At 69.3% G+C, this 10415-nt stretch carries 10 protein-coding genes and 2 pseudogenes; 8 read left to right on the top strand and 4 right to left on the bottom strand.

Going from position 1 to position 10415, the window contains the following annotated elements; all coding sequences use genetic code 11:
- Positions 1-361: 361 nt before the first annotated feature.
- Complete coding sequence (locus E1292_RS34860; protein ID WP_132601199.1) at positions 362-1756, bottom strand: cytochrome b; 1395 nt, start codon at positions 1754-1756, stop codon at positions 362-364.
- Between the two features lie 382 nt (positions 1757-2138).
- Positions 2139-2483 (bottom strand): peptide chain release factor-like protein, encoded by a 345-nt coding sequence (locus E1292_RS34855; RefSeq protein WP_281284109.1) that lies wholly within the window; start codon positions 2481-2483, stop codon positions 2139-2141.
- A gap of 419 nt (positions 2484-2902) precedes the next feature.
- On the opposite strand from E1292_RS34855, the gene E1292_RS34845 reads away from it, so the two are divergent.
- From E1292_RS34845 to E1292_RS54285, 4 genes and pseudogenes are all read left to right on the top strand, one after another.
- Positions 2903-3268 (top strand): DUF2809 domain-containing protein, encoded by a 366-nt coding sequence (locus E1292_RS34845; RefSeq protein ID WP_132601196.1) that lies wholly within the window; start codon positions 2903-2905, stop codon positions 3266-3268.
- Positions 3269-3526: 258 nt separating this feature from the next.
- Positions 3527-4357, top strand: a complete 831-nt coding sequence (locus E1292_RS34840) for an alpha/beta fold hydrolase (protein WP_132601193.1) — start codon at positions 3527-3529, stop codon at positions 4355-4357.
- Positions 4358-4385: 28 nt separating this feature from the next.
- Positions 4386-5198 carry a MerR family transcriptional regulator gene (locus E1292_RS34835; protein WP_132601190.1) on the top strand — a complete coding sequence of 271 codons (813 nt, stop codon included), beginning with the start codon at positions 4386-4388 and terminating at the stop codon, positions 5196-5198.
- Between the two features lie 267 nt (positions 5199-5465).
- Positions 5466-5673, top strand: a pseudogene (locus E1292_RS54285) (MerR family transcriptional regulator); the annotation flags it as partial.
- A 199-nt stretch (positions 5674-5872) separates the two neighbouring features.
- Here the strand turns inward: E1292_RS54285 and E1292_RS56185 are convergent.
- Positions 5873-6022, bottom strand: a pseudogene (locus E1292_RS56185) (DUF7737 domain-containing protein); the annotation flags it as partial.
- Positions 5995-6360, bottom strand: coding sequence for a hypothetical protein (locus E1292_RS55930; RefSeq protein ID WP_369334347.1), 366 nt, complete (start codon positions 6358-6360; stop codon positions 5995-5997). The gene E1292_RS55930 and the pseudogene E1292_RS56185, both read right to left, overlap by 28 nt.
- A 115-nt stretch (positions 6361-6475) precedes the next feature.
- Here E1292_RS55930 and E1292_RS54280 point away from each other — a divergent pair, with 115 nt between their 5' ends.
- The 4 genes from E1292_RS54280 (at position 6476) to E1292_RS34805 (ending at position 10384) form a co-directional block, all read left to right on the top strand.
- Positions 6476-6976 carry a hypothetical protein gene (locus E1292_RS54280; RefSeq protein ID WP_132601187.1) on the top strand — a complete coding sequence of 167 codons (501 nt, stop codon included), beginning with the start codon at positions 6476-6478 and terminating at the stop codon, positions 6974-6976.
- A 164-nt stretch (positions 6977-7140) separates the two neighbouring features.
- Entirely contained in the window at positions 7141-7986 is an 846-nt protein-coding gene (locus E1292_RS34815; RefSeq protein WP_132601184.1) for a shikimate dehydrogenase, read from the top strand.
- A 10-nt stretch (positions 7987-7996) separates the two neighbouring features.
- On the top strand, positions 7997-9724 hold the full coding sequence (locus E1292_RS34810; RefSeq protein ID WP_132601181.1) for a sugar phosphate isomerase/epimerase and 4-hydroxyphenylpyruvate domain-containing protein: 1728 nt from the start codon (positions 7997-7999) through the stop codon (positions 9722-9724).
- A gap of 9 nt (positions 9725-9733) precedes the next feature.
- Entirely contained in the window at positions 9734-10384 is a 651-nt protein-coding gene (locus tag E1292_RS34805; protein WP_132601178.1) for a TetR/AcrR family transcriptional regulator, read from the top strand.
- Positions 10385-10415: the final 31 nt, after the last annotated feature.

Here is a 10415-nt window from a genome sequence, read left to right as displayed (position 1 = left end):
ACCCCCTCCAAACGGGCGCCTCTCCTCGTTGCGCCGGCGATCCCGAACCTGCCCCGACTCAAGGGGGTGCCCTGCCCATTGTGCAGGGTCTCCGGCGCGGCGCGACGCGGCTGTACACGCTCCGTACTTCCCGAAGCACCGGGCACGACGAACGGACACCGATGGCGTACACACTCGAGGAAGCCGGGACATCCTGAGCCTGGTCGCGCTCGGTTTCGCGGGGTACGACGCGATCTACACCTGGCTGGACCGGGGAGGCCTGCGCCGCCGGGGTTGACGGTGGCCACGTCACCCCGCCGCCGCCGGGGTGACCGGGCCGCGCCCGGCTCAGCCGGTCAGGCGCGTGGAACTCGCCCTCCCCCTATGCTGACCGGCTCAACTCCCGGTGGTGATCGCGCTCCTGCCGCACCGGCGCCATCCGCTCGTGGAATCCGCCGTCCGGGGATCGGGTGATGATCCCGGTCTCCACGCCGTGCTCGGCCACGTCGCGGTCCGACTGCTGGAGTGCGAGGCAGATCCACCGGGTGACGACAAAGGCGACGACGGGCCCGATGACCACGGCGTATCGGAAGAAGATCGTCACGGCGTTGAGAGTGAGCTGGAACTGGTGGGCGAGCTGATCGTTGGCCGCGGCTGCCCACAGCAGGCCGTAGAACGTGATCCCGGCGGCGGCGATGGCCGTCTTCACGGGCGTGTCGCGCGACCGGTCGAGCAGTTTCCGCGCCGGTGCCTCACGGGCGATGCGGCGCGCGCTCTCCGGCCGGCCCAGCGCGTCACGGCGGCCGCGTCGCGCAAGGAGGAAGCGCTCGGCGAGCGGATACGTGGCCAGCGCGGTGAAGAAGACGCCGGGTACCACCACCGTGGGGACGAGGACCGCGAGGCTGAGCGTGTAGTCCCCGAGAGCGAGCTCCCACGCGGGCATGATCCGGAGTGCGCCGTCGAGGAACCCCATGTACCAGTCGGGCACCGAGCCCGCCGAGATCTGCGTCGGCCTGGCCGGACCGTACAGCCAGATCGGGGCGATCTGGAACCCGAACCCGAGGATGATCAGCATGCCGAACGTCGCGACCGCCATCAGCGGGCGGGCGCTTCGCCGCGCCGGCAGCGAGGCGACGAACCGCGAGTGGCCGTGCCGCCGCACCAGCAGTTCACGGGCGATCAGCAGTACGGCCATGACGGCCGCGAGCAGCAGGTGCCCGACGTACATGACCGAAATGACTGTGTCGCCGGGAAAGCCCGAGCCGAACAGCAGCGACATCATCCACGTGCCCACCACCGGGATGGACTGCACGACCGACATGATCAGCCACAGGCTCCCGCTCGACAGCATGTCGTCGGGCAGGGCGTTGCCGGTCTCGCCCGCGAACATGCCCAGCGCCAGCAGCGCCACCCAGATCAGCCACTGCTGGATACGCGGGCGGCGGAACGCGCCGGTGAGGAACATGCGCAGCAGCTGCAACACGACGGCCGCCACGAAGACGAGCGCCGACCAGTGGTGCATCTGGCGGATGAGCAGCCCGCCGCGCACCTCCAGGCTCAGGTGCATGGTCGAGTCGAACGCCCTGCTGACGAGGAGCCCGCGCAGCGGGCCGTAGGAACCGTCATAGGTCACCTGGGACATGCCGGGGTCGTAGAACAGCATGAGCATCGCCCCGGTCACCAGCAGAACGACGAACGACCAGACAGCGATTTCCGCGAACATGAACGACCAGTGGGAGAACTGGAACGAGCGGCGTACGGTCGGCAACGAACGCATCTTGGGCCCCCTAATCTTGCCTACCCACAAGACGCGATCGGGCCGGCAGATGTGACGTCGACAAGGGCCTTCGTGACCGTGAGTCCCGTCACTCCGGAGGGCCAGAACAAGGGTCGGTCGCGCGTGACGGGTGCCGGCAGACGATCGCCATCGATTAGCCCGGTCGTGGTGTCGTGCCGGTTCTTGCGGGTGTGGAGGCGCCTTCCGCGCGGGGTCGGTGCCCACCTGCCGATCACGCCGTTGACCGCGGTAGCGGGCCCGATCGCCAGGTACGCGAGGTGGAATCTGCCTGCCGGTGTGCCTATAGGCCTGGGAGGCAAGCTATTGCTTCACAGCTCTGCACCGAAGTCATAAGTGCAGGCGTCCGAGAGCGGCACGTCGTTCAGGCCGGCTTCGACGGTTCCGGGCGTTCGATGCGGGTGGGGTTGCCGCGTACGAGCTCGTCGTGAATGCGCCAGCGGGCGGTGGTGGCGGCGCGCTCCGCCGCCGCGTCGCCCTGTTCGATGCGCTCCCGCAGCAGCCGCATGGCGATGCGGCGGTTGAGGCCGAACTGCCGCTCGGTGTCGACCACGACGACGGTCCCCGTGGGCCGGTGGGTCGCCCGTACGGCCGTGCTGGCCTTGTTGCGGTGTTGGCCGCCGGGGCCGCCGGTGCGGCAGGCGACGATGTCGACGTCCGTCTCGGCGAAGGTCGTGCGCGGGGTGTCGACCTGGCACGGCCGGGCGATGACGTACCAGTTCTTCCGGCCTACGGGATGTCAGACGTCGACCGTTCCGGCTCGTCGAGGTGTTCGCGCTGCGGACCCGGCGGGCGTGGTTTCTGATGAAGCAGAGCGCTGAGGAGCGGGGTGGTGGCTGGGCGAGGATGTGGGATGAGGGCATCGGCGATGGGATCAAGCGGCGCGAGGCCTGGCTGGATCGGCCATGGCGCGGTCATCGAGGCGGCGCCGAGCGCACCGTAACCCCCTGTTTTATCTGGTCGGGCTCATTCCGGATGAATCGTCACTACGTTCCAGCGTGCTGGCATGCCGTCGCCATAGCACTCCACTGCGATCGCTGACCTGGCGCGATCAGCATGCCGCCATAAGGGACGAGCTCTATGATCAGTTCGTCCTGATCGTTGAGATTCGGAGAAGATGTCAATCTCATGCGCCACGCCATGGTCCTCCTGGGTGGCGTCGCCCTCGCCGTCGGCGCGTTCACCCTCTTCTACCAGGGCCCGGGACAACCGTTCATCCGCGGTTACGTGAGCGACGTCGGCGCCACCATGCTGGTCTACGCGTTCTTGGGGCTGCTGTGGCGCACCACCGCCGCACGCCGCACCCTGGCCACGGCCGCGATCGCCGTCGCCGTCGAGTTCTACCAAATAGTCGGCATGACCCCGCCGGGCATCGGCGGTGTCCTGGTCGGCGCGTTCCCCGACCCATGGGACCTGGTCGCCTATGCCATCGGTGTGGTCGCGGCCCTGGCCTGGGAACGCCGATTGGTCCGATCCGGTGATCAGACCGGCTGACTCTCGGACGACACCCCACCAGCACGTTGACGGTACGGATGCCCCACAGCGGCGAGGTCATCGGGTTCGTCCTGCGCGGCGGCCAGCGTCGCAAGGCAGGACCGCCGTATCTTCTGCGCCCCGTTTCTTGACTGCTGCTGGGTCAGTCGGAACGACATGCGGCGCGGGAGGTGCGTAAGGCGTGCCCGCTCTTCACATGTGGTGTGATCAGCCAGGTCGTCGCGGCGGTTGACCCTGACGCAGGGTCAACCCCCCAGCATGATGGGCGTGACTACGACAACCAGTGCGATACAGCACTTCACGGTCCACCACGACGGTGTCACGATCCCGGTGTCTCGCGGTGGACGGGGACGGCTGCTGGTCCTGTGCCCTGGGCTGTGCTCGACCCAGGCCGATCTGCACGAGCTGGCCGAGCTGCTACGGCGCGACTACGACGTGGTGACCTTCGATCTCAGGGGTCATGGCCTCGCGTCGGCCGCGGGCAGGTACTCCTTCGAGGCGTTCCTCAGCGATCTCGCCACCGTGCTGGCGGAGCTGGGACACTCTGACCAGCGCGCCGTGCCGGTTCTGGTGGGCTACTCGCTGGGCGCGGATCTGGCCGTGCACTATGCCTCCGAGCATCCGGGAGCCGTCGCCGAGCTCGTTCTCATCGACGGGGCGAACCCCGTGCCCGAACCGTTCATCACCGAGGCCGACCTGCCGGACTTCCGTGCGATGTGGGAGGACATGGCGAAGCAGCAGGAGGCGGGGCGAGGCAGCGCGCGTCAGGTACTGCTCACCGGTCAGGAGATCCTCGCCCTGAATGTCGAGATCGATGGGATCCGGTCAGAAATCCTCGACCGGTACCGGAGGATCGACTGCCCCGTCAGCATGATCATGTCGACCTCGATGGCCGGTGGCAGCGACGAAGGGCCTGCGCCGCGGTTTAATCTGAACTGGCGGGCCGGTGTGGAGCGGCTCGTCCGGCAGCAGCCGCGCATCTCCACGTCCTGGCTCGACGCCGATCACCGTCTGGTCTTCACGCATGCCCCGGAGATCGCCGAGATCATCCGGAGTGCGATCGGCCCACCGGTCGGGCCGGCTTCTTGAACGTCTCCCGCGGGAGGAGACTGGTTCGATGCTGACCATCGGCGAGCTGGCGTCGTACGCCGGAGTGACGGTCCGCGCGGTGCGGCACTACCACGCCAAGGGACTGCTGCCCGAGCCGGAGCGGGACCGTTCCGGCTATCGGAGGTACGACGCCGGCGCCGTGATCGAGCTGATCAAGATCCGTACCCTCGCCGAGGCCGGGGTCCCGCTGGCGCGGGTGCGGGAGCTGCTGCGGGCCGACGAGGAGGAGTTCGCCGCAGCGATCGCGGACATCGACAGGCGGCTGCGGGCCGAGATCCGGGAGCGGCAGCGGCACCGGGAGCGGATCGCCCGGCTCGCCGCCGGCGACAGCCTGGCGCTGCCGGCTGAGGTGGTCGAGTTTCTCGACCGGTTGCGGGCGCTCGGGGTGGACGAGCGGATCGTCCGGATCGAACGCGACGGCTGGATCCCGCTGGCCGCGCACTCGCCCGAACGAGTCCCGGAGTGGATGGCGCGCAAGCGGGAACAAGTCGCCGACCAGCAGCTCATCGAGCTCTACCGTACGCTGGGCCAGGCTCTCGACCGGGCCGACGACGACGCACGGCTGGTCGAGCTGGCCGACAAGCTGGCCGGCTATCTCACGCGGATGGCGGACGAGCGGGGCGAGGACTACGTCGGCGACATCGACGTCGATCCACCGTTCGCCAGGCTGATGGACACGCTGGCGTTCGACACCGTACCCCCGGCCCGCCGGCTGATGGAGCTGCTGAGGGAGCGGGGCTGGACCGGCTGGACCAAGCTTGAGCGCGTGGACCCACAGGGGTGCGGCCAGAGCCCGGCACCCGGAGGACACCCAGCTTAGGCCGCTGACCTTCCGGCGCTGACTCGGCGTAGTCCACCGGCGCAGTCCACCGGCGCGGTGGCCCAGTCCAGGTTGGACGGTGCGGCCTCGGCCACGACCTCCTTAGGACACGCGCCCCACTTCACCTGCGTCGCGTGCCTGGCCGCGGCGGGTGTGCCGCGGTCAGCGCACTGCCGCTTTGACCGTGCCCATACGTCATGGTGTGGACTGGGCAAGGGACGCGTGGCGTGGAAAGCCTGCAGCCGAAGGCGACGGGGGAGGCGGTGTATGGCGTGGAGCACGCGGCAACTTGCCGATCTTGGGGGCTCGACGGTGAAGGCCATCCGGCATTATCAGGAGCTCGGGGTTGCTGGAGGTGCCCGAGCGCGCGGCCAACGGGTACAAGGTGCCGCTGGCGCAGGTCGCGGCGATGGGGCGGGCCGACGAGGAGCCGGACGAGGTGATCGGGGTGCTGGACGCCGAGCTGGCGGCGACGAGTGGCGCGGCACGCTGTGGGTGACGACATGCGGCAGGAAGTCACGCCCGGAGTTGGCGGGTGATGGAGGGGTCGGTGATGGCGGTGTCGTTCGCCAGCAGGAAGGCCTTGCTGAGGATGAGCGCCAACCGGCCGTCCTCTCGAAGGGCAGGAACAGCCCGGCGTGGGGTCCGCGCGCGGAGACGATGCACAGGTAGGCGTCGTTGGGCTCCATCAGGATGTTCGCCGACCCCAGGTGGATCTTGTAGGTGCGCAGATCACCACGTACCACCAGGAAGCGGTCGGTGAGGGTGCACCGGTCGGCGATGGCCGTACGCCCGATCAAGCGGGACAGCGCGTCCCGGCGCACCTCGGCGGAGGGCGGCAGCGCCGCGAACGAGCCGGTCCGCCAGTAGTCCCGCAGCCGATCATGCCCCTGGCCGGCCCACTGAGGATCGGTCGTGATCGAGGCGACGGCCACGAACAGGTCGATGTCCCGCATGGCCTCGCTGAACACCAGCGCGGGCACCTCCGGCAGCGGTGCGTCATGCGGCCGGGAGAGACCTCGAACTTCCAGATCAGCCGTTCGGCGACCGGATGACCCTCCAGCTGCCGGTATGGCGCGGTCGTCTCGGCGGTGTATCCGGCCTCCAACGCCCTGCCGAGGGTCATCTGCTGCTGCTGGGTCAGCTTGGCCAGCTCGTGCAGCCGCTTGACCTCGTCGGGGTGCTCCCGCCTGACCGCCGCCGGGACCGACCTCAGCTTCTTGTCCCCGTGCCACCACGACAGCTCGACCCCGGCCGTCGGTCGAGATCACCGCCGTGTGCTCGCCGAACGCCTGGCGTACCCACCCGTCGGGGATCCTGAACGCCACCTCCAGCCGCTCGGCCAGGGCCGGCTCCACGCGTTTGAACTTGCGATCGAGCTGCATGGGCACCCCGCCGTGCCGGGTGATCCGGCGGGCGGTGCGCAGCGCGGAGATCGCCTCGGGCGTCGGATGCTCCTCCACCGCGCGGGTGATCTCGAACAACAATCCCTGAGAGGGCAGGATCTTGGCCTGGGTGGGCGCCACCGCGATCCCGCGCACCAGCTCGTCCAGCAGCTCGGGCAGCCAGGGCTCGTCGCGGAAGAGCGCCAGCCGCACCGCCCGGCCGAGCGCCGACTTCTCCCCATCGTCGAACGCCTTCTCCGCTGTGTACGGGATCTCGCCCGCGTGAATCTCCGCGGCGCGGGCCCGCGCCGCTTGCAGAGCCGTACGGGTGAAATCCAGGTAACCGGGCAGGCCGCCGAGCCATTCGGCCAAACCGGGCACCGGCTCGGGTGAGCGTCCCGCTTCCGAGAACAACGCCCGGAGCAACGCGCGGGGAAGTCAAGGGGCGATCAGTTGCCCGCGCTTCGGTGGATTTGCGCTAGCCACGTAACTCACTAGTACGTACATTAGGTACGCACCGCTCGCGTATCTGTCACACCTGCTGAAAGGAAGAAGTGATGGATTCATTCCTGGTCGGGTTGATCGGCTCAGGCATCGGCACCTCCTTGAGCCCGCAGCTGCACGAGCAGGAGGCGGTGCACCATGGGCTGCACTATGTCTACCGGCTGCTCGACACCGATCGGGTGGGCGGTGACGTGGGCGAGCTGGTTCGTACGGCCCGCCGGTTCGGCTACGACGGACTCAACGTCACCCATCCCTGCAAGCAGGCCGTCATCCCCCACCTGGACGAGCTGTCGCCGGACGCCGGCCTGCTCGGCGCGGTCAACACCGTGGTGTTCGACGGTGAGCGGGCCATCGGCCACAACACCGACTGGACGGGGTTCGCCGAGTCGTTCGCGCGGGGCCTGCCCGATGCCCCCACTCATGAGGTCGTGCAGCTAGGCGCCGGAGGTGCGGGGGTCGCGGTCGCGCACGCGCTGCTCACGATGGGCGCCGATCAGATCACCGTGGTCGATTCCGACCCGGCACGGGCGCGCGCTCTCGCCGGTGAGCTGGCCGCTCGCTTCGGCGCCGAACGAGCGCGCCACGCGAGTGTGGCCGAGCTGCCAGAGCTCCTGGCCAGGGCCGAAGGGCTGGTGCACGCGACCCCGACCGGCATGGCACGCCATCCGGGCATGCCGCTACCCGCCGGGTTGCTGCACCCTGGCCTGTGGGCGGCCGACATCGTCTACCGGCCGCTGGAGACGGAGCTGCTGCGGCACGCGCGGGCCGCTGGATGCCGGACTCTGGACGGCGGCGGCATGGTCGTCTTCCAGGCCGTACACGCCTTCAGACTGTTCACCGGCCGGGAGCCGGACGCCGAGCGGATGCTCGCCCACCTGACCGATCTCATAGCCGTCTGAAGGAGGAAGCGTGCGTAAATCCATCGCCACCGTCTCGGTGAGCGGCACTCTCACGGAAAAGCTGGAGGCGATCGCCGCCGCCGGGTTCGACGGGGTGGAGATCTTCGAGAACGACCTGCTGGCCTGCCCGCTGTCGCCCGAGGAGGTACGGGCCCGCGCCGCGGATCTGGGCCTGACCATCGACCTCTACCAGCCCTTCCGCGATTTCGAGGCGGTGCCCCCCGACGTGCTGGCGGGCAACCTGCGCCGGGCCGAGCACAAGTTCCTGATGATGGAGCGCCTCGGCGCGGACCTGCTGCTGGTCTGCTCGAACGTCTCGCCCGCGGCCGTCGCCGACGACGAACTGGCCGCCGAGCAACTCCGGCTGCTGGCCGAGCGGGCCGCCGAGCACGGCATCCGCGTCGCCTACGAGGCGCTGGCCTGGGGCCGGCACGTCAACGAGTATCTGCACGCCTGGCGTGTCGTCCGGCTGGCCGATCACCCGAGCCTGGGCACCTGCCTGGACAGCTTCCACATCCTGTCGCGTGGCTCCGACCCCATCGGCATCGAGGCCATCCCCGGCGAGAAGATCTTCTTCCTGCAACTCGCCGACGCGCCGCAACTGGCCATGGACGTGCTGCAGTGGAGCCGCCACTACCGCTGCTTCCCCGGCCAGGGCACCTTCGACCTGGCCGGACTGGTCGCCAGCGTGCGGCGCACGGGCTACGCGGGGCCGCTGTCGCTCGAGGTGTTCAACGACGTCTTCCGGCAGGCGTCGGCGAAGCGCACCGCGCTGGACGGCATGCGCTCGCTCATCGCCCTGGAGCAGAGCCTGACCGGTGTGACGCATCCGGCCGCGCCGGCCGGGTTCGCCTTCGCCGAGCTGGCCGACACCGGGGCGCTCGGCGGAGTGCTGGCCGCGCTCGGCTTCGCGCGTACCGGGACGCATTCCACGAAACCGGTCGAATTGTGGGAGCAGGGCGATGCGCGGCTGCTGCTCAACACCACCGGAGCCGATCCCGCGCTCATCGCCCTCGGCATGGACAGCCCGGACCCGGCAGGCGCGGCCAAGCACGCCGAGTCGCTGCTCTCGCCGGTCCTGCCGCGCGAGCGCGCTTACGAGGAGGCCGAGCTGGAGGCGGTGGCCGCGCCCGACGGCACCGAGATCTTCTTCTGCGACGACGCCTGGCTCACCGACTTCGCCCCCACGGGGCCTGTGCCCGGCGCGGTCACGGCCATCGACCACGTGGCCCTCACCCAGCCGTGGCACTATTTCGACGAGGCGGCGCTGTTCTACCGCAACGTGCTCGGGCTGCAACCGCAGGAGAGCCTGGACCTGCCCGACCCGTACGGCCTGCTGCGCAGCAAGGCCATGTCCGGCCCCGACAGCGGCGTTCGCATGGTGGTGAACATCGCCCAGGTCGGCGTCGGTAACCTTCCCTGGCAGCACGTGGCGCTGGCCTGCGACGACGTCGTGGCCGTGGCCCGCAGACTGCGAAGGGAACATCCCGGTCTGCTCATGCCGATACCCGGCAACTACTACGACGACCTGGAGGCCCGCCAGGAGGTCGATCCCGAGTTGCGTCACCTCGGCGTGCTCTACGACCGGGACGAGCGCGGTGGCGAGTTCCTGCAGCTGTACACCGTCACCGTGGGCCGGGTCTTCTTCGAGATCGTCCAGCGGACCGGGGGATACGACGGCTACGGTGCCCGCAATGCTCCGATCCGGCTCGCCGTGCAGCACGCAAGAGGTCACTAGGATGGGTGCGTGACGCCTCAGCCCGCCGCCCCCGAACGCCAGCGGGATGCCGAGCGCACCAAGGCGGAGATCCTCGAGGTCGCCCAGCAGGAGTTCGCGCGGCACGGCTACGCGGGGGCGCGAGTCGACGAGATCGCCGCCCGCATGCGCACGACCAAGCGCATGATCTACTACTACTTCGGCAGCAAGGAACGGCTCTACATCGCGGTCGTGGAGAAGGCCTACGCCGAGGTCCGCGAGATGGAGCGGTCGATCGAAGTCGAGCACCTGGCCCCGGTGGAGGCCATCCGCACGCTGGCCGCGTTGACCTTCGACCACCACGACGCGCACCGCGACTTCATCAAACTGGTCGCGATCGAGAACATCCACGAGGCCGAGCACATCCGCAAGTCGCAGGCCCTGGCCAACCTGGGCACGCCGGTGCTCGACCTCATCGCGCTCATCCTCGACGCGGGCCGGGCGAGCGGCGACTTCGTCACCGAGGCCGACGCCATCGACGTGCACATGCTCATCAGCTCGTTCTGCTTCTTCCGGGTGGCCAACCAGCACACGTTCGGTGCGCTGTTCGGGCGCGACATGACCGCGCCCGAGCACCGTGCCCGGTTGCGCGCGATGGTTGGGGACATGGTCGTGGCCTATCTGCGGGGCACGGGCGCCTGATCCGACCCCAGTGCTCGACACCTGAGCGACC

This window comes from Nonomuraea deserti (genome assembly GCF_004348685.1).
Taxonomy (GTDB): Bacteria; Actinomycetota; Actinomycetes; order Streptosporangiales; family Streptosporangiaceae; genus Nonomuraea; species Nonomuraea deserti.
Note: the sequence above shows the minus strand (reverse complement) of the source record. Positions and strands in the feature narration are given on the sequence as shown.